We start from the raw sequence: 19,689 nt of genomic DNA, 5'->3' as shown, positions 1-19,689 counted from the left end.
TTTGATAAACCCACACCCCCCCAAAACAACGGGGTGGGCCGGCCGACATCGCGTACAGGGAGGTCAGGCGGGTGGCTCAGGCGGAACCGACGAGGCCGTCCGCGTCGGACTGAGCGCGCTCCGGATCGCCGCCGGGACGGGCCGCGGCAGGCGCTCGCCGGGACGCCCCGCGCTCAGCCCTGCTGGCCGGCCCTGCCCACCGTACGGCGGCGCAACAGCTGCTCCAGGCAGTGCGTGGCACCCGGCTTCCGGCTCCGCAACCCTCGCGATCGCCGACCGGGGCGGCGTAGCGCAGGAGCAACGACGGCCGGCACCGTCCGCGGTACGCGGGCAGTGCCGGCCGAAGCGGGGTGTCGGCTCAGCAGGCGGTGAGGAACCCGGTGATCCTCGCGATGACCTCGGCCTGCCAGGCCTGGGTCTGTGGGGCGAGGTACTGCGGATCGTCGTGCACCGCGAAGCCGTGCTGCGCGCCTTCCAGCTCGACGAGTTCGGCTTCCCCGCCAAACTCGAAGGTGAGCCGGCGGGAGTCGTCGATGGGGACGAAGGTGTCCTTGGTGCCGTGCACCACGAGGGTGTCAGCCATGATCCGGGGCAGCAGGACGGAGGGGTCAAGGTAGTGCACCTCGTTCAGCAGGGCCCGGCCGAGCGCGAACGGGCTGTGCTCGGTGAAGCCTTGGCGGTCCAGGTCGCGGGCGGCATCCTCGCTCAGGTAGTCGTCCCGGTTGTACGGCCGGGACGTGATGTAGCGGGCCCGGTAGTCGAGCCGCGGATTCAGCAGGACCAGCTTGTCCAGGAGAACCGGGTAGGAGGCTGCGACCAGGGCGGCGGCGCCGCCGGAGAACGAGGCCGCGATCAGGTGCGCGGGGACGTCCGCTGAGGAAGCCTCGGCACGGGCGCGCAGGTGGTGCGCGGCGGCCCTGATGTCGTTGGCGACGCCGGCGATGGTGATGTCCTGCTCGCTGCCGCCGCTGTCACCGTGGCCGCGCAGGTCGAAGCGCAGGTTCTCGATACGGGATGCGGCGAGCGCTGCGGCGAGCCGGGTGAAGAAGCCGCCTTCCTCGCGGGTGACGCCAGCACCGTGTACGAGCACGGCCAGGCCCTGCGGGTATTCGGTGGACGCGATGGTGCCGGACAGGAGAGTGCCGTCGAGAGAGGTGAACTCCGTTGCGCGATCAGCCATGCACCAATCGTAGCGATCCGGCAGGCAGTCGATCGGGCTGTCCAGCCTCCGCAGTGGGAATGCCGAGGGTCCCCCAGCGGGTCGCCACCACCTCATGATTCAGCTGCGCACCGACAGGCGGGCGAGCCCCCGGGCCGTGGCGAGCCGTCGTCCGGCGAGGCCTATGCCAGACACCTTCGCCGCCGCAGCGCTGGCGTCATTCCGGAAGATCGTCGCCGTCCACCAGTCCGAGGTGTCCACGAACGTAGGTCGACATCATGATCTGGTGGGCTTCGAGGAGGGTCTGGAAAGCGCCCAGGGTACGTGGGGCCTGCTCAACGACGGCCCGTCGGAACTCCTCCTCGGCAACGATCGCCGGATGGACGTAGGTGTCGCGGTCGCCTTCGTCCAGATCGAGCAGGCCGGCGGCGTCGGTCCACAGTGCGACGAAGCATGCGGCTCGGGCCGGCAGGCGCCACACCTCTGCATCGCGGGGCTGTGTGAGCGAGGCTGCGGTCAGTTCGGCGATGGCACCGGACACTTCGGCGTCCGCGCTCTGGTCAAAGAGTCCCATCCTGTCAACGGAGCGCAGTACGGCCAGGACATGTTCGGGACCGACTACGATCTCCTCCTCGCCGTGGGGGGTGCTGCGGCCCGAGGTCACGGGACCTCCAATGCGTCGGTGGTGGATCGGCACCGGGAAGGGGGCGCGGCCCGGGATGTTGTCGTCGGGGACAACGAGCCGGGTAGCGCTCGGTGTTGCCGCAGTGTCGGCAATGCTGACACGGGAATGCCGAGAGGCCCCGATACCGCACCGGGGCCTCTCGCTTCGACTGGGTGCTGGCCATCACATCGGATGTCCGATCGCCTTCTGGAGCGTGTCCAGGCAGTCCGGGCACATCGGCAGCGCCGGCGGGACTCCGGTACCCGGCCGCCCGCACCGCGGCCCTCCGAAACCGTCCGGACCGGGAGCCTCGCACCTCCAGGTCACCGCCGCAGAGGACGGACCGGGCGGCGCCGTCCGGGCCCGCTCGCTCGCACCCCGGCCGCTGGCGGCCTGGTCGAGCTCGGCCGTGCTCTGCTCCAGGTGCTCCCGTGCGCGATCGGCCTGCCGCTCGGCCCGGGCCAGGCCGCAGGCCCGGCACTCCTCACCGCTGCCGAGGATCACCCCGCGCTCGCAGTCGGACAGCTCGCAGTCCTGCGCGGCCAGGATCGAGGCGAGGTAGCCGACGGGGCCGCGGATCTCCCGGCGGGCGATCTTCTCCGGGACGCCGGCCCGCCACCATCCGGCGTTGATCCGGGCCAGGGCGTGCTCCGGCTTCCGTCCGGCCGACAGCAGGTCGCGCACCGCGCGGCGCAGCGGGGGGACCTTGATGGCGGGGTGCTTGCTGACGCCGAGGGCGTCGACCATGGCGAAGACCTCGTCTTCTCCTGGTACGGGCTTGGAGGGGGTGGTTCGGATGGTCTTGGTGCGGGGCTTGGTGGTCTTCGTCGCGGCGGAGCCGCTGTTCGGGTTCGGCTGGGTGCCCGCACTTTGGCGGCGAGCCGCACGGGCCTTACCACCTGTAGGTGCCCTTCGGGCGTCCGGAAGGGGCTCGCTGTCACTTGTCTGGTTACTGCTCTTAATGGTGTCCGTGTGGTGCGGCCACCCTGGTCCGTCTGGTGCGGCCACCCCCGTCCGCGTGGTGCGGCTACCCCCGTCCGTCTGGTGCGGCCACCCCCCGGTGAAGGCGGCGAGCTCGCGGTCCTCGCGGGCGGCGGCGCGGGCCCGCCAGAGGCGGGCGTCGAGGAGGAAGTAGGAGGAGGCGAGGCGGCCGCGTCCGTCCTGTCGGCTGTAGTTGTCCTGGGTGGCGAGGACGCCGTCGGCCCGGAGCTGGGCGAGGTTGCCGGTGACGGCGGTACGCCCCAGGCCGGTGCAGGCCATCAGTTCCTTGATGGTGGGCGGGCGCTCGGTGATGGAGCGGCTGTGGATGTGGCAGAAGCTGGCGACGGCTGCGTAGACGGCCTTGTAGACCGGGGAGCGCAGGCCGGTGCGGGCGATGCGGGCGTCGAGGCGGACGTAGTCGATGCCGGGTGCCCGGTGGACGCGGGGAATCGGGTGGCCGTCGGGGCCGAGTACGGGTGCGGGGCCCGGGGCGGCGGCGCGCTCCAGGAGCTGACGGGCCCACCGCTCCTTGTCGGTGAGACGGTAGACGTTGGCGTCGGGCACGGCCGGGTTGCCGGGTGCGGTCTGGGGCTCCACGAGGAGGAAGCGACGGTCGACCAGGTCGGTGGCGGCGCGGTCGAAGGTGTCGACGGAGCGGCCGAGGCACGCGGCGACGGTGCGCCGGTAGGGCAGGAGCGCCTGCCGGACGTCGCTCGACCAGGCCGCCACCTCCTCCGCGGTCAGGGTGATGTGCTCCTCGATGTCGCAGAAGGTGGCGAGCGCCATGTAGGCGGCCTTGGTGGTGGTGGGGCACGAGCCGTCGCGGGCGAGCCGGGCGTCGAACTCGATGTAGTCCAGCCCGCCGGGGGCGAAGGCGCCGTCGCCGTCGAGGGAGAGGCGGGTGAGGAAGTCGGTCACCGGGCCACCTCGACGTACACGCCGTCGCGGTCCGGGTTCCAGGCCGGCATGTGGTGGGCGTGTGGAAAGAGGAAGTGGTAGGGGTCGTCGAGCTGGGCGTCGATCGTCGCGGGCGCGGAGCCGATCTCGGCGAGCGCGGTGCGGACCGTGCGGGCGACGAGCAGCCACGCTTCCTGGGTGTAGGGGTGGGCGGGGCCGAACTCGATCGTGGCGTCGTCCGTCAGGTGGCCGGCCCGGGTCCGGGCGATGGAGGTGCGGCCGTCGGCGAGCGCGGTGTGGACGGCCGCGTACGACTCGCGGTACCAGCGCGGCGGCACGGGCAAGCCCGTCGGCTTCGGCGGGATCACCGCCGCGGGGCGAGCGTCCGGGGTGCGGGTGGCGGGGACGACGGCGATCGGCTGGATGCAAAGCGGGAGCTCCACCGCGCGACGTCGGCGGCGCAGGGCGGCAACGGCCCGGACGGCGAGGAGCAGCGGCCACACGAGGGCGAGCGTGAACCAGGAGGCTGCGGCCGCGAGGAGGACGGCGGGGGCGGGCAGGCGGAGTCGGCGGAGACAGGCCGCGTCAGTTCCGGTCAGCGCGAGGTAGCAGGCGCCGGCCGGGAGGTAGGCGGTGGCCGCCACCGCGAGCACCGCGGGGCAGCCGAAGTTGAGGCTGGGCAGCAGGGTCGGCGGCAGGTCCATCGTGGCTCCTCGGGCAGTGGTGATCAGTGACCGAGGTAACCCCGCACTCCTGGACGGACCCCTTGATGATCAAGGTTTGCCAGATAACGACTTCGCATCCGCGTGCCCATCAAGGGGTGCGGACGTATCTGGATGGCCCGCACCGCAAAGCTCCTGACTCCTTTGCGGAAGCGGGCTCGCTTGCGGTGCAGGCCCGCAAACGGCTCTTGCGGGGTGCGGGCCGCAAGGCGTCCTTGCGGTGCGGGGCGGGACTTTGCGGTGCGGGGCTGGCGCGGCCGGGGCGCCGTGCGCGGGTCGGGGCCGATCGCGGTGCGGGGCATCAATCCGGCCCCGGGCCAGCGCCGCCGCACCCCGCACCGCTTCCGCACGCACCTGCGGTGGACGTCCCAGTGCCGCGGGCCGAAGGCGAGGTCGAGGTGCGCGGCGGCCCCGGGCGGGGAGCGCCGATTCGGCCGGGCCAGCCCTCCGGCCGCTGCCCAGGGGAGGATCTGCGCTGGGGTCGACGGCCATCAAGGAGTCGCCCGCCCGGGGCCGGCCATCAAGGAACCCCGCCGGCCGCAGAGGTCCGGCATCAAGGAATCCGCTGGCGGGAGCCCGGCCATCAAGGTGTCGGCGGGCTGCGGGCGGACGGGGCCATCAAGGAATCGCCCCACCGGCCGGCCGGACCGGCCGCACACCTTGATGCCCTTCCCCGGAGGGGGCAGCACACCTTGATGGGCCATCAAGGTGGGGGCCCCGTACCTTGATGCCGCATCAAAGGTGCAGGTCAGAGGTTTGATGCTGCCCGTTGCGAGAGCGTTACCGGGCAGGTGTCGATCATCAAGGGGTCCATCAAGGAGTGCGGGGTTTCCTCCCTCGACAGCAACCGCTGACGACCTAGGAGACCCAGGTGAAGCCCACCTCCTCCCGGCGCGACCGAGCGCCGGACACCCCTTCCCCGATCGCCTCCGGCGCCGACCTGCGCCGCTCCCGTGTACGGACCCTGCTCATGTACGGAGGCGTCTGGGCGGCCCTGGCCACGGGCCCGCTGGCCCTGGCGGTGGCCGTCGCTGTCCCGCAGATGGCGAGCAGCGCGCCGGCCGCTGCGGCCGCCGCACCGCTCGTGATCGCCCCGCCGACCGGCTACGCGGAGAGCTTCGTCGACCTGTGGCTGCGCTCCGCCGGTGTCACCGACTCTGCGGCTCTGCGCGCTATGGCTCCCGGGGTCGACCTGCCGAAGGTGACGGCCGCAAAGACGGCGAAGGTGGAAAAGACCGTTGCGGTGCGGAGCACGCCGATGGGCGGCCGCACCTGGCAGGTCACCGTTGCGGCCACGCTCGTGCTGCCGCCCGTCGCCCCGCAAGGCGACTCGTCTGCGCAAGCCGCCCCGCAGTCCTCTCCGCAAACGCCCGCACCGCGTGCGGGGGTCTCCCCGCAAGGGACGGACGACCCCGCGCGGGTCGTGCGGTACTTCGCGGTCCAGGTGTCGATGGTCCGCTCGGCCGGCTCCGGCGGGGCGCCGGACTCGCTGGTGGTCACCGGCGCTCCGGCCCAGGTGTCGGCCCCGGCGGCGCTGGCCGAGAAGGACCCCGCGACGAAGACGTACGGGTCGCAGGTCACCGACGGCCCGCTGCGCGACACGGTGTCCGGGTTCCTGACGGCCTACCTGAGCGGCGTGGGTGACAGCACCCGCTACCTGTCCCCGGGGGCGCGGATCCCGGCGCCGGGCACCGCGGCGTACTCGAAGGTCGCCCTGACGAACCTGATGGCAGCCAGCGCGGTGCCCGCCTCGCCGCAGGACGGCGCGGTGCTGGACGTCCAGGCCGGCGTCCTGGCGAGCGACGGCACCGGCGACTGGCCGCTGGAGTACCCGCTGCGGCTGACCGCTCGCGCGGGCCGCTGGGAGATCTCGGTCCTCGCCCCTGCCGGCACCGCCCCGGGCTCCTCCCCCTCCTCTGTTTCCTCTCCCGGCGCTGTGGCGCCCTCCACCACTACGAACGGGGCCAGCCGATGAACCACGTCATGCTCGCCGGATCCATCCAGAACTTCGGCAACAGCTGGGCGAAGACGCTGCTCGACTGGGTGGCCAGCGGCCTGATGATCGCCCTGACCGCGATCGTGATCACTCACGCGATCCGGAAGATGTCGATCAAGGCCGCGATCGGCGGCGCCCTCGGCCTGGTGATCTGCTGGTCGCTGTTCACCGGCCGCTACTCGCTCTCGATGCTCTTCGAGAGCGAGTACAACGAGACCCGGCCCGCGACCACTGCCCCCCTCCAGGGCGCCGGCGAGTTGCAGCGTGAGCTGCCCGTCACGCTCACCGGCCAGCCGGACCGGTCGTGAGCAGCGCCGCGCGTCCCAGGGTCGGCCGCTCCTACACCAAGGCTCGCAGGCATCCGTGGGTGCTGGGCAAGATCGGCGACTGGCGCATCCCCTTGGGGCCGTACACGCCGCCGCAGTTGGTGGTGGCCGCCGTCGGAAGCTTCCTCCTGATCAAGACGGTCAGTTGGTGGTGGCCGGTCACCGGCCCCCTGCCGATCGTGGTCTGGGCGGTGGCCATCTGGGCCGCGCGGCACTCACGGATCGCCGGCCGGTCCCCGTTCCTCGTCGCTGCGGACGCCTTCGGGCTGCTCGTCTCCCCGCGCCAGGGCCGTGTCGGCGGCCGGGCGGTGCGCCCGATGCGCCCGGTGCTGATGGCCGGCAGCGCCTTCACCTTCGAGGACGTGCCCGACGACGAGGGCCTCCCGGAACCGGCCGTGCGGGAGTCGCCCGAGCGGGAGCCGGAGCACCGGGCGCTCAGCATCTTCGAACCCCGCCCTGCCGGTCCCGCTCCCGAGGCCGCGCCCGCCGCAGGCCCCGCTCCGGACACGGCCCTCACCCCCCTCCAGCAGATGCTCGCCGCGGCCGCCGCCGCCCAGTCCCAGAAGGGAGACGCACGATGAAGCCGTCGTTCCGTCACATCACCGGCAACCTGGTCTGGTCGACCACCGGCACCGTCTGGGCGTTCTGGCGGGTCACCCCGATCGGCTCGCGCTACTCCAGCGAGCTGGAGCGCCAGGACGTACTGCGCCGGGTCACCAGCCTGGTCCGCTCCCTGTCCGGCACCGCCCGGATCTACAGCCTGTGCGCCCAGGTCGCGCCGCGCGAGGTCGCCGAGCGCATCGCCGCCGACGTCGACCTGGAGGCGCACCCGGGCACGGCCGAGAGCGCGACGGCGGCGTGGAACCTGCTGGACGGCGCCGAGATGCACCGGCGCACCATCTGGCTGGCGGTACCGCTCCAGGCGCCCGGCCGCGGTGCGCAGCTCGCACAGGCGAAGGGCTCGATGTGGGCGATGTTCGGCGAGCAGGCCGGTCTGCCGGCGGCGCCGGTGCCCGTGAGCGAGGTGCAGGTGTATAGGGGAGTGGCCCGGCAGGTCGAGACCGGGTTCGGCGGCGGCTTGGAGATGCGTCCGGCCCGCCCGGCCGAGGTCGTCTGGATCCACCAGCACGCCGTGCACCGCGGCATGGCCGAGCCGCTGCTCGCCGACGCCGAGAACAGCCACCGCTACGGCGGCCGGATCGTCGGCACCCAGCTGCGTAGCCCCGGGTACGCGTCGTTGGGCCAGGTCCGGCTCCTGGAGGGCGGACAGCAGGAGGACGACGAGCAGGACGAGCACGAGGGCGGTGTGCGCGGCTGGTTCGCCCGCCTCGCCGCGCGGGTCACTGGCTCCGCCCTGTCGAAAGTGTGGTTGGAGGTCGAGACCGAGGACGCCGTGGGCTACCAGGCGCACCTGGCGTTGGAGGAGATCCCCGAGGCCGTGCACGAGGGCTCGGCGGACCTGCTCGCCCAGCTGGAGCTGCTGCCGTACCCGGTGGACGCGACGGTCGACCTGACGCTGGTGGAGGCGGCCAAGGCGAAGCGGCAGATCGCGAAGAAGAAGCGGGAGATCGCGGACCAGGCCGACCAGTGGGCGGCGCACCCGACGGGCATGCCGGACTCGTTGCAAGGCGCGGCCGAGGTGCTGGGCGAGCAGGAGGCCCGGCTGGGGCGCACCAGCGTGGAGCTGGAGGTGCAGTCCCGCACGGTGCTGACCGTGTGGGGGGCGACTGCGCAGGTGGCGGACGAGCGGGCCCGGGACCTGAAAGCGCGTCTGACGGGTGCGGACTACGGGGTGATCCGGCCGCGCGGCGGGCAGGTGCGGCTGTTCTCGTTCGGCCTGCCGGGGGCGCTGGCGGCTCTGCGCGCGCGGGAGAGCACCCAGTTCCAGTTGTCGGAGGACTGGGCGATGTCGGGTGCCTTCACGGTGCCGGAGATCGGTGACGAGTCGGGGCCGATGATCGGTCAGTCCTTGGACGTGGGCACGACCCGGCCGGTCTTCCTGGACCTGGCGTCGGCACCGCTGGCCAACATCGCGGCCAGCCTCGCGGTCCTGGGCGACCTCGGTTCGGGCAAGAGCGTGCTGCTCAAGCTGATCATCAGCACGCTGATCGACCGCGGGCACCGGGCGATCGTCATCGACCGCACCAGCCAGCGCGAGTACGCCCAGTTCGCGCAGGGCGTCGCGCCCGGCCGGCACCAGGTGATCGACGCGGCCGACGCGCAGGTGTCCATCGACCCGCTGCGGGTGCTGCCCCCGGCGGCGGGCGAGGCAGCGGCGCTGAGCTACCTGCTGCTCCAGACGCAGCTCGACCTCATGTCGCCGGGCGGCGCGGTGCTCAACCGGGCGGTCAAGGCGGCCGCCGTCGCCCGGCGCCCCCACACGAACCTGGTGCTGGAGGAGCTGCGGGCGATCGCGGAGGAGGGCGGCAACCGGGGGGACGCGGCGGCCGACGTGTTGGACCTGCTCGCCACGGTGTCCGACCAGAAGCTGGCCCGGATGGTGTTCGACCCGTCGCTGCCCGCGCTGTCGCTCAGTGATCTGTCCGCCGACCTGATCGTCTTCACCACCAACGGCCTGACCCTGCCGCCCAAGGAATCGCTGGGCCGGCCGGAGGTGCTGCGCACCCAGCCGCTGGAGGCGCTGATCGGCCGCGCCGTCTTGTACCTGATCGCGGCGATCTCCCGGCACATCGCGTTCACGGACCGCTCGCGCTTCGCCGCGTGCGTGTTCGACGAGGTGTATTGGCTGACTTCCAGCGCCGAGGGCTCCGCGTTGATCAAGGAACTGGCGCACGACGGCAGGAAGCACAACGCAGGATTCCTGGCCGGTGCTCATGACGCCCGGGACCTCGGGGACGAGACCATCGCCGGCCTGATCGTGCAGCGCATCCTCGCCCGCACCACGGACGAGTCGATGGCCCGCCGGGGCCTGGAGTTCCTCGGGCTTCCGGGCGACGACGAGGGCCTCGTACAGCTGGTCACCGGCGGGCTGTCGCCCCACGGCAACCCGAACAGGGCCGGGGAGATGCTCCTGCACGACACCCGCGGCCGGGTCGGCCGCATGCAGGTCATCGTCCCCAACCTGCCCAAGCTCCAGGGGATCTTCACGACCCCCGTCACCAAGTCCGCCTCCACCGGCGGCTCGCTCCGGAAGGCGCTCTCGCGATGAACCTCCCGACTCTCCCGGCGCCGCTGGCGCGCGGTGCGCAGCGTGCGGGTGCTGTCTGGCACCGGGCCGTGCGGATCTGGCGGGCGGTCAGCCGGTTCGCCGCCGCGTACTGGCCTGGCCGGCGGACCGTGCTGATCACCGCCGCCATGGTGTGGCTGTTCATGATGGCCGGGGCTTCGGCCGCCGAGGCGGCCGACGGCCACGAGCGCGGCGGCGTGCTGGCCCCGCTCAACGTCATGTCCTCGGAGGGTGCGCCGCTCGACAACTACGACCTCAAGAGCGAAAACGGCGGCGCCACGGACATCAGGAGCCACGTCTGCAATCTGATGCTGGGGGCGGGGTTCGCCCTGGTACGGATCCTGGTCGGCCTGATGTGCTGGGTCATCCAGTGGATCTTCAACTTCCCCATCGTCTCGACGCTGGTGAGCAGCGCGCAGAAGCTCGACGGGGCGTTCTTCGGCGTCGTCGCGAACGACCTGGGGCTGTACGCCCTGTTCCTGGCGGCCGGAACTGCGTTCGGGTCCTTGCTCATCATGCGCGGCAAGGTCGGGCGCGGCATGGGCGAGATGACGATCACCATCCTGCTGTCGACGCTCGTGCTGCTGCCGGCCCTGAGCCCGAAGAGCATCCTCGGCCCGGAGGGGCCGCTGATGCAGTCGCAGCAGGCCGCGCACGAGGTCGGCCAGGTCACCATCGGGGTCAACGGCCCCGACCCGGGCTGCAAGAGCGACAAGGACCGCGACGACCCCAGCTGCCCGATGCGGATGATCCTGACGCGGACCCTGGTCGTCCAGCCGTTCGAGCTGTTGCAGTACGGCCAGATTCCCGAGAACGGCAGCTGGCTGGCCGGGGTGCACAACAAGTACATCCACGGCCAGCTGAGCCGCGAGGGCAACTGCGACGACGTCATCGACCTGCCCGGCAAGGACGCGATCTGCGACCACGGCAGTTTGGGCTGGGACGCGCTCAAGGAGGAGTTGAAGGGCAAACACGGCCAGGAGGGCAAGGACGTCTACAACTACGCGGTCAACTCCAACTGGGACCGGGTGGGCGGCACCCTGCTGGTCTTCCTGGCGGTGCTCATCATCGCGATCGTCGTGCTCGGCATGTGCCTGGTGCATCTGGGCACGCAGTTCGCGGACGTGACCGCGGCCTCAGTCACCGGTGCCTCGCTGGTGGCGGCGATGCTGCCCGGCGGCAACAGGCGGTTCCTCTGGAAGTGGCTCGGGGTCTACATGACGTCGGTCGTCACCGAGTTCGCGGTCAGCGTCATGCTGCCGCTGTTCGCCCTGGGCGCGAACGCGATCATGACGAACTCCGAGAACACGCTCATGATCCAGCGTCTGTTGATCCTGGACGGGTTCGCGCTCGTCATCCTGGTCTTCCACCAGCGCATCTTCGCCTCCGCCGGCGCACTCGGCGAGCGGTTCGCCAACCGCATGCGCTACGCCAAGATCGGCGGCAGCCTGTGGCTGGGCGAGAACTCGGGGATGGCACTGGCCATGTCCCAGGCCATGGGCACGCTGTCCAACCCGTCCGGCGCGGCGGGCATGGGCGGGCGCGCAGGAATGGGGATGCTCGCCGGAGGCGGGCTCTTCGGCGGCGGCTCGGGCGTGCACGGGGCGCTGATGCGCAAGGCCCGGATCGCCGAGGGCCTCTCCGCGCTCGCCAGCCCCGGGCTCGGCAGGATGAACGCCGGCGCGATGGCCATGGGGGCCTACGGCGAGTTCCACCGCGGAATGTCCGCGCTGGCGCTGCCGTTCCACGCGGCGCACCAGCTGGTCGTGGGCAACCCCTTGCCGCCGCACAAGCTGGCCCGACGGATGAAGCCGGTCGGCCCGCGCGGTCCGCTCGGCGGCGTCCGCCCCGATGGCACCCCGGGACACCCCGGTGGCCCGGGCGGAACGAACGGCCTGATGAGCCGCCAGCAGATGACCGGGGGAGGACTCACCCCGGCCGGGCACGCGCTGCACAACACCCTGCTGAACACCCGGGCGGGACGGCTCGCGATCCGCGCCGGCCAGATCGGCAAGTTCGGCTTCAACGCGACCGTCGGCCTCCCGGCCACCTGGACCCGCCTCAACCGCAAGAACGACGCGATGTGGGACCACGTCGACAAGCAGTGGGAGCACTACTCCAACGTCCGCAAGGCCTGGTGGGGCGACCAGAAGGAAGGCCTCAAGGACTGGGGCCAGGACGTCACCCGCACCGGGCGCGCCGTCAAGACCGGCTACAACGCCGTGCAGTCCGGCTACAACCACGTCTACCATCGCGCGGCGGTGTTCGGTGACGTGCACTCGGCGGACCTAGGCGGGGCGCAGTTGCTCGCGGCCACGCACCTCGGGTACGGCATGGGCCCCACGGACACCTCCGAGGCCTTCGCCGACCGCCCGTCCTACTCGGCCACGGCCGGCCCGTGGGACGGCGGCGACAGCGCCTCCGGAGGCGGGCTGTCCACGGACGGCACCGTCAACGGACGGGTCGAGGGCGCGAACATCTCCTCCAGCGGAACCGTCACCCCGGACCGGCCGGGCTGGGGTGCCTCCGACCACAGCCCGAGCGACATCCGCTCGGCCCTGGGCCCGGACGTCGTCCCGCCCTCCCGGCCCACGATCGTCACCGATGACGGCCACGTCGTGGACACGACGACCGGGGAGATCCTCGCGGACCCGCCGGCCCGCCCCGCTTCCCCGGCACCGGACGCCCCCGCGGTCGAGGGCATCGACCCGGACGTGATGCGCCGGGTCAGCCCGGAGGTCCTGCGCTCCCCCGAAGGCACCTCCGTCGAGGCCCTGCGGCTGCGCCGCACCCTCGGCCACTCGCCCGACCAGGCGGGCGGCACGCCGCCTCCCGGGCCGTCGACCGGCCGCATCGGTGACGAGTCGTGAGGCGCAGCACGGACCGGCGGGCCGGTCGGCAGCAGATCAGGGAGGCCTGCGTGCCGGCCGGGTCCGATCGGCACGCAGGGCGGACGGCAGGCGGCGCTCGCCGCCCGGGAGACGACGGCGGGGGGTGGTGAGGGTGTTCAAGCTGTTCCGGAAGCTCGGCTGCCTGGGGATGACGCTGCTGTGCACGGCGATCGGGCTGGGCGGAATCGTCGTCCTGGGCGTCCTGGATGTCCGCGACCCGGGGTCCACCGCCCCCGTCGGCGCGGTCAGCGACATCCCGGCGCGGATGATGAGCGCCTACGTCCGGGCCGCGGCCGGGATGGCGCAGCTGGACCCGCAGTGCAAGGGGATGACCTGGTCGCTGCTGGCCGGGATCGGCAAGGTGGAGTCCGGCCACGCGCAGGGGCACAGGGTCGACACCACCACCGGGGACATCACCCCTCCGATCATCGGCCCGATCTTGAACGGCTCGGGAGCGGGCGGCAACACCACGCCGGTGATGGACACGGATCACGGTCGGTGGGACGGCAATTCGCAGTTCGACGCGGCGGTCGGCCCGATGCAGTTCTTGCCGTCGACGTTTGCCGCGTACGCGGCGAAGGTGCACCCGCAGGACGGCGGGGCGGGCGCGAACCCGAGCAACGCCGACGACGAGACGTTGGCAGCCGCCCTGTATCTGTGCGACGGCGGCAAGGACCTCACGGACGCGGCCGTCCTGCGCAAGGCGATCCTTCGGTACAACAACAGCGGCGCGTACGTGGACGAGGTGCTGCGCTGGGCCCAGCAGTACGCCGCGCTCGGCACCACCCCGGCGCCCGGCGGCGGCGCGAGCTCGGACAAGGTGACGACCGTCATCGCGGCGGCCCGCAGCCAGTTCGGCCAGCCGTACTCCTGGGGCGGCGGCGACGCGAGCGGTCCGACCAGCGGCGTCTGCTGCTCGCAGGGCGGTCAGGACGGACGCACCGTCACGGGCTTCGACTGCTCCGGATTGATGACGTACGTGTTCGCGAAGGTCGGGATCAAGCTGCCCCGGCTCGCCGCCGACCAGGCCGAGGTCGGCCAGCGGATTCCGGCATCGGCCGGAGTCCAGGCGCTCCAGCCCGGCGACATGGTGTTCTTCGGCAACGCCTCGCAAGGGATCTACCACGTCGGCCTCTACATCGGGGGCGGCCAGATGATCAACGCCCCGAAGCCCGGCGACGTGGTCAAGCAGGCCGCGGTCTGGAACTACGACTACGCGGGCGGCGCCCGCCCGATCTCCTGAGAGGCCCCCGTGAAGAAGATGCCCCGCTTCCTGCCCGAGCTCGGCGCGATCGCGCTGCTCGCGGGCGGCCTTGCCCTCCTGCTCCCTGCCGCCCCGGCGCCGCACCACCCCGCCGCTGGGGCACCGGTCGCCTCGGCCCCGGCCGACGCTCCCGCCGGCACGGCGGACACCGGCGCCCCAGCACCGCCACCGGCACCGGTACCGGAGCCGACGAGGGCCGAGCCCCGGCCTGCCGCTACGCCGAACAGCGCAGCGCCGAGCCCGTCCGCCGCTTCGACCGTGGTGCCGTCCGGCGTCGCGGCCGCCGGTGACGGACCCGCAGGTGACCCCGCGATCCAGGCCGGGTTCGCCAAGGCGCACCCCAGCGACCTGGCCCCGCCAGACGCCGATGCCCTGGCGGCACTGGGCCGCGACGTCTGGCTCGCCGAGACCACCGGGGCCGGCCGGGAGAAGTGGCCCCAGTACTTCTCCCCCGGCCCGGGCGCGAGCGCCCCCTACTTCTACTCCGGCGTGCGGATCCAGGCCGCGGCCGCGCACTCGGACCCCGCCGTCCCGGGCGGCGCCCGCGTGGACCTGCTGTGGACCGGCACCTCCCCCACCGGCGACTACGGGGACCGCCGCCCCGCCACCGTGACCTTCACCCGCACCCGCACCAGCACCGGATGGGAGCCCACCCGATGAACGGCCAGACCAGCAGCACCTCCGGGTTCAAGTCCGCCCTGCACGTGGCGGGCGAGGTCCTGGCCTGGTTCGCCGACGCCGGGAGCTGGTGCCAGGACAACGCGGGGCTTCTCCTGGTCCTCCTCGTCCCGCCGGCCGTCGCCGCAGGGGTGGTCCACCAGGTGCTCACCCGCCGGGCACTCGCCCAGCGGACCCGCTTCATCCTGACGCCGACCCGGCGCTTCGCACCGACCACCGAGGACATCTGGCGCCAGATCGCGCTGCTGCTGCGGGCCTCCCGCAAGGGCCCCTGGTGGGCCCCTGCGGCGGCCCGCCGGCTGCGCGTGCTGCTGCGGGCGGACGGCACCGTGCCGCTGGAGTACTCGGTGGAGGCGCCGTCGGAGGCGGTGACGCTCCTCAAGAACTCCCGCTTCCAGGAGGTCACCGTCGCCGAGGCGCCGCCAGCCGACGACCCGTACGCCGCCCAGACCGCGCAGGACCGGCTGGACAAGAAGAACAAGGAGCTCCAGAAGAAGCGCAAGGCGGAGGCGAAGGCCCTCAAGGCGAAGGCGAAGGCGGCGGCCCTGGCGGCGAATGCCTCCGGCCAGGGCGTCGACCTCAAGAAGAAGCCCGGCCGCGGCGCATCCGAGGAGAAGGGCAGGCTGCACGCGGTACGGGCGGAGTTCGTCCTGCGCGGCAAGCCGTCCGCCGCGCTGCGCGAGGTCCCGCTGACGCCTGACCCGCTCCAGCCGCTGATCGACGCGGTCGCCGACATCCAGGCGGATCTGGGTGAGCTCGCCGAGGTCGTCCTCGACATCCAGGCCGTCCCCCGCTGGCACCTGCGCCTGCGGCAGTGGCAGATGATGCGCGAGGCCCGCGAGCGCAGCCGCAAGAACGCCCGCCGCGCGGCCCGGGACGCGGCCGCCGACGCTGCCGAGGCCCAGGACTCCCTGCGCTACCAGCTGCTCACCCTGCTGGATCCCTCACAGAAGGGCCCGTCCACCCTGTTGCCGACGGTGCGGCCGCGCATCGTGGACCGGGAGGAGGCCCTCGGGCGGCTCGGCAACGGCACCGGCCTGGTGCGGATCCAGCTTCTGGTGCGGTGCGTCTCCGAGCGCGAGGGCCGCGCCTACCAGCTGCTGGAGCAGCTGTCGGCCGCCCTGGACGTGTTCGGCGAGGACAGCCGGCTCGGCGCCGACGGCGGCCGGTTCCTCAAGTGGAGCTGGGGCGCGAACAGCTGGCACCGCCGGGGGTCCTTCGACCGCCGGTGGACCACCGGCCTGGTCGCCCCCCGGAAGCAGAACTGGGTGCACGTCAGCGAGCTGGCCGGGCTGCTCAAGCCGCCAACCGCCGATGCGGTGCTGCCGGTGCTCGCCTCCGAGCTGCCCACCTACGAGCTCGGCACCCCTCTGGTTCCGCACGGGCTGCTGGTCAGCGCCGACGGGCGCAGCCGGATCGTGGCCACGCCGGAGGAGGAGTTCCTGTTCTCCCTGGCGGTCGGCAAGGCCGGCGGCGGCAAGACCGAGCAGGCGATCGTGCGGGCGCTGGCGATCGCGCTGTCCGGCGCCGGGGTGCTGTTCATCGACCCGCACGGGGACAGCTGGGACTCGGCTGCTCCGGTCCTGGCGCACAAGCGGCTGGCCGGGCGGGTGCGGCGGATCGACCTCTCGCAGGCGGAGCGGGGCGGGGGCCTGCCCACCTGGAACCCGATCGGGATGGAAGGCGGGCGCAGCGCGGGGCGGGTGGCGGGCGCGGCCGTCGACTCGCTGGCCAACGCGCTGTCGTGGACGGACGCTGCTCATCCTCGGGCGATCGCGATCCTGACGAAGGCGGTGGAGGCGCTGGTGGCGCACAACCAGCGGGCGGTGGCGGCGGGCCGGCCGCAGGCGCAGGCGACGGTCCACCAGGTGCGGACCCTGCTGTCGAACCGGGGCTGGCGCAACGCGCTGCTCCAGCACCTGACGCCGGAGCAGCGGCGTTGGTGGGAGACGACCTTCCGCAAGTACAAGGCGGACGAGCTGGCGCCGGTGCTGAACCCGCTGGACCGGCTGGCAGCCAACGAGACCACCCGGGCGTTCCTGGGTTCGCCGACCGGGTGGTACGACATCCGGGCCGCGATGGACCGCGGGGAGATCATCTGGCTGTGCCTGGAGGGCACCGGCCCCTCGGACCGGCTGCTGGTCAGCATGATGCTGGCGGACCTGTTGCGCGCGGGTCTGTCCCGGCGTGATCTTGCGGCGCACGACCGCCGTCCCATGCACGTCTTCGGTGACGAGCTGATCAGCCTGGACGGCGTGGCCGGGGAGAGCATGGCCTCGATCGCCGAGCAGCTGCGGAAGTTCGGCGGGCGCCTGCACGTGATGACCCAACTGCTGGGCCGGGTCAGCGCGACGACACGGGAGTCGATCGTGCAGAACTCCAGCGTGGTGAGCACGACGGGCGGCTCGGTGGCGGCAGTGCGGCCGGTGGCGGAGGAGTGGCACGGGGCGGTGTCGGCGGCGCGGATCGCGGAGCTGCCGCGGTTCCACTCCTATGTGCAGGTGACCAACGGCGGCAACCGGGTCGGCCCGCTTCTGGTGAAGGGGCTCCAGGTGAAGGAGGTGTTCCGGCAGCTGCATTCCCCCGACCTGGTGGACGCGCTGGCCACCCGGGCCGACTCGGCGACCGGGGCCCGGCAGCTGCCGGCGCTCCTCAAGCGGGCGACGGAACAGGACGACGTGGTCCTGGAGTTCACCTCCCCCGCCCCGCCGTCCGACCGGCAAGGAGCGGATCGGTCCGTCGCCGCGCAGACGGACGCCGTCGAGGGCGCCGACGACGCTGATGCCGCCGAGGCGGGTGCGGAGGCCGAGACGAAGCCGGAGACCGGGCCGGTGAAGAGCCGGCGCGGGCGGCCGACCTCGCGGATCGTCTCCTGAGACTGCCGGTCCTGGCCTCACCGGCGTTCAGGCCTTCGCCGTCGATCTGATGCTGGGTGTCCTGAGTATTCGTACTCAGGACAGGCACAGGGTGTCCGGCAACGATGTCGGTGGGCTCATGGCCCCGGGTAGGCAGGCCGGGTGTGTTCCTGCTGGTCACGGCGCCGTTCAGGAAGTGACGAACAAATGGGGACATCCGGAACCAAAGCCTCAACTTCGGCGAGGGAGATGAACGGTGGCGGCCGAGCTACTTCAACGCGCAAGCATTTTTCCCTGGGATCTTGGCCGGATCTGTCCTATCGTGACTGGGTGGTACCTGTGCGAAGTCAGGGGTAGGAATACCCAAACGGACTTCTAGACCGCGCATATCGCCATAATCCTGGGTCCTCCGCAGACCTCAGAGTGACGATGCTCGGCCAAACCGGGTTAGGGGAGCAGCGGCGCACACCGCTGGACGGTCATCAAGCACGGCCTCATACCGACATCGAGGGGGAACACCGTGGCACACAGCAGCAGGGCGCGGATCACGAGCGCGGTCCTGACGGCGGCAGCGCTCCTGCTGGCGGGGTGCTCGGCACAGGAGAAGGCGGGCGAGCCGTCGCCCACGTCGACCGCACCGCTTCCCCCCTCCCCGACGGCCACGCCCACTGCCGACCCCACCGCTGACGCGAAGGCCGCCGTACTGACGGCGTACCAGGGGATGTGGGACGTGACGGTGAAGGCCTACAACCAGGGCTCGCTGGACGGCGTCGACAACTTGGAAACCTACACCCGAGACAAGGCACTCGCCGGAATCAAGGTGGCGGTCGCCTACTACCAGAAGAACAACATGGTGGTGCCGGGAAGGCCGCAGCTGTCCCCCGTGGTCCAGGCCGTGGACCTTGCGTCCTCCCCGGCCCGAGCCACGATCCGCGATTGCGTGGACACCGCAAAGTTCCAGCCGATCGACAAGACCACAGGGCAACGGTCGACTACGGACGGGACTGTGCGTCACGTGATGAACTCGGTCGCTCACCGGGTGGACGGCCACTGGCTGATCTCCGAGTCGGCATTCGACCGGGAGCAGACGTGCTGAGACCTCTGCGGTCCGTGACCGTCGGTGCGGTCCTCACCGCCGCCCTCCTCGCTCCGGCAGCCGCGGCTTGGGCCGACGGCGGCGTCGAATGCCCTCCGCAGGTCCCGGACTGCAACCTCCACGCCGGCGGAGGAGGCGGCACCAGCGGGGGCACCGGCGGCAAGCCGGGTGGTGGGGGAGGCGACGGTGGTGGTGGGAACAGCGGCGGCGGCGCGAAGTGCCTGATCGACGGCGCCGAGGCGGCCTGCTACGTCGACAAGTACGGCTGGTTCAACCCCAACGACAGCTGCTACTGGAAGGCCTACGACCCGCAGCCGCCTCCGGACAGTGACAGCTGGAAGCTCGCCACCGGCCTGCCGGCCGACTGGAAGCCCGGCCAGGGCGCTCTCTACAACCGGACCTGCACGGCGAAGGGCGCCGAGCTGATGAGCGGCGCCATGTACAGCGCCACTCCGCCGCCGGGGATGGGCGGCATGGTCGACCCCGCCCAGCTCGCCCAGCAGGCCGTGGACAGCATGCGGCTGACCGGCGCGGAGATCGGCATCGCCCCGAAGCCTGGATCGACATCGCTGGTGGGCCTTCCGGTGTGGCTGTGGACAGCCGTCAAGGACACCACCTGGGGCCCGAAGTCGGCCTCGGTGTCGGCGGGCGGCGTCACGGTGACCGCGACCGCGCACGTGGACCGGATCATCTGGACCACCGGCGACGGCTCGACCGAGACCTGCCGTACCGCGGGCAAGGCCTACCTGCCCGAGTACGGTGCCCGGCAGCCCGAATGCGGCCACACCTACACCAAGGCCGGCCGGTACGCGATCAACGCGACGAGCAAGTGGGTCGTGGACTGGACGGCGAGCACCGGCCAGACCGGGCGCATCACCACGGACCGCCAGGCGGCGACCGCGGTGGCGATCGCCGAGGCCCAGGCCCTGAACCAGTGAGCGCGGCCGCGAACGCCGCCAACTCCCCTACTCCC

The 19,689-nt window shown here is 72.2% G+C and carries 14 protein-coding genes; 10 read left to right on the top strand and 4 right to left on the bottom strand.

Annotation, left to right across the window (positions count from 1 at the left end; all coding sequences use genetic code 11):
- Positions 1 to 358: 358 nt before the first annotated feature.
- The 4 genes from ACFWXO_RS05725 to ACFWXO_RS05710 all read right to left on the bottom strand — a co-directional run bounded on the left by ACFWXO_RS05725 (position 359) and on the right by ACFWXO_RS05710 (position 4,405).
- Positions 359 to 1,180 (bottom strand): alpha/beta hydrolase, encoded by an 822-nt coding sequence (locus tag ACFWXO_RS05725; protein ID WP_380522495.1) that lies wholly within the window; start codon positions 1,178 to 1,180, stop codon positions 359 to 361.
- A 196-nt stretch (positions 1,181 to 1,376) separates the two neighbouring features.
- A complete protein-coding gene (locus tag ACFWXO_RS05720; RefSeq protein WP_380522494.1) occupies positions 1,377 to 1,823 on the bottom strand; it encodes a hypothetical protein in 447 nt (148 codons plus the stop codon).
- Positions 1,824 to 2,006: 183 nt separating this feature from the next.
- Positions 2,007 to 3,722, bottom strand: coding sequence for a hypothetical protein (locus ACFWXO_RS05715; protein ID WP_380522493.1), 1,716 nt, complete (start codon positions 3,720 to 3,722; stop codon positions 2,007 to 2,009).
- On the bottom strand, positions 3,719 to 4,405 hold the full coding sequence (locus ACFWXO_RS05710; RefSeq protein WP_380522492.1) for a hypothetical protein: 687 nt from the start codon (positions 4,403 to 4,405) through the stop codon (positions 3,719 to 3,721). The genes ACFWXO_RS05715 and ACFWXO_RS05710 overlap by 4 nt, the downstream gene beginning before the upstream one ends.
- An 889-nt stretch (positions 4,406 to 5,294) precedes the next feature.
- Between ACFWXO_RS05710 and ACFWXO_RS05705 the strand changes: the two genes are divergently transcribed.
- The 10 genes from ACFWXO_RS05705 to ACFWXO_RS05660 all read left to right on the top strand — a co-directional run bounded on the left by ACFWXO_RS05705 (position 5,295) and on the right by ACFWXO_RS05660 (position 19,654).
- On the top strand, positions 5,295 to 6,398 hold the full coding sequence (locus ACFWXO_RS05705; RefSeq protein WP_380522491.1) for a hypothetical protein: 1,104 nt from the start codon (positions 5,295 to 5,297) through the stop codon (positions 6,396 to 6,398).
- Complete coding sequence (locus tag ACFWXO_RS05700) at positions 6,395 to 6,727, top strand: hypothetical protein (protein WP_380522490.1); 333 nt, start codon at positions 6,395 to 6,397, stop codon at positions 6,725 to 6,727. Before ACFWXO_RS05705 ends, ACFWXO_RS05700 begins: the two co-directional genes overlap by 4 nt.
- Complete coding sequence (locus tag ACFWXO_RS05695) at positions 6,724 to 7,326, top strand: hypothetical protein (RefSeq protein WP_380522489.1); 603 nt, start codon at positions 6,724 to 6,726, stop codon at positions 7,324 to 7,326. Before ACFWXO_RS05700 ends, ACFWXO_RS05695 begins: the two co-directional genes overlap by 4 nt.
- Positions 7,323 to 9,914, top strand: a complete 2,592-nt coding sequence (locus ACFWXO_RS05690; RefSeq protein ID WP_380522487.1) for an ATP-binding protein — start codon at positions 7,323 to 7,325, stop codon at positions 9,912 to 9,914. The genes ACFWXO_RS05695 and ACFWXO_RS05690 overlap by 4 nt, the downstream gene beginning before the upstream one ends.
- A complete protein-coding gene (locus ACFWXO_RS05685) occupies positions 9,911 to 12,802 on the top strand; it encodes a hypothetical protein (RefSeq protein WP_380522486.1) in 2,892 nt (963 codons plus the stop codon). The genes ACFWXO_RS05690 and ACFWXO_RS05685 overlap by 4 nt, the downstream gene beginning before the upstream one ends.
- 133 nt (positions 12,803 to 12,935) lie before the next feature.
- Entirely contained in the window at positions 12,936 to 14,066 is a 1,131-nt protein-coding gene (locus ACFWXO_RS05680) for an NlpC/P60 family protein (protein WP_380522485.1), read from the top strand.
- 9 nt (positions 14,067 to 14,075) lie between these two features.
- Positions 14,076 to 14,747 (top strand): hypothetical protein, encoded by a 672-nt coding sequence (locus ACFWXO_RS05675; protein ID WP_380522483.1) that lies wholly within the window; start codon positions 14,076 to 14,078, stop codon positions 14,745 to 14,747.
- Positions 14,744 to 17,641, top strand: a complete 2,898-nt coding sequence (locus ACFWXO_RS05670) for an ATP/GTP-binding protein (RefSeq protein WP_380522482.1) — start codon at positions 14,744 to 14,746, stop codon at positions 17,639 to 17,641. The genes ACFWXO_RS05675 and ACFWXO_RS05670 overlap by 4 nt, the downstream gene beginning before the upstream one ends.
- A gap of 499 nt (positions 17,642 to 18,140) precedes the next feature.
- Positions 18,141 to 18,716, top strand: a complete 576-nt coding sequence (locus ACFWXO_RS05665; protein ID WP_380522481.1) for a hypothetical protein — start codon at positions 18,141 to 18,143, stop codon at positions 18,714 to 18,716.
- Positions 18,710 to 19,654, top strand: a complete 945-nt coding sequence (locus ACFWXO_RS05660; protein WP_380522480.1) for a hypothetical protein — start codon at positions 18,710 to 18,712, stop codon at positions 19,652 to 19,654. The genes ACFWXO_RS05665 and ACFWXO_RS05660 overlap by 7 nt, the downstream gene beginning before the upstream one ends.
- Positions 19,655 to 19,689 lie beyond the last annotated feature (35 nt).

The organism is Kitasatospora sp. NPDC059088 (genome assembly GCF_042738155.1).
Classification (GTDB): Bacteria; Actinomycetota; Actinomycetes; order Streptomycetales; family Streptomycetaceae; genus Kitasatospora.
This window is presented reverse-complemented; position numbering and strand designations above follow the sequence as displayed.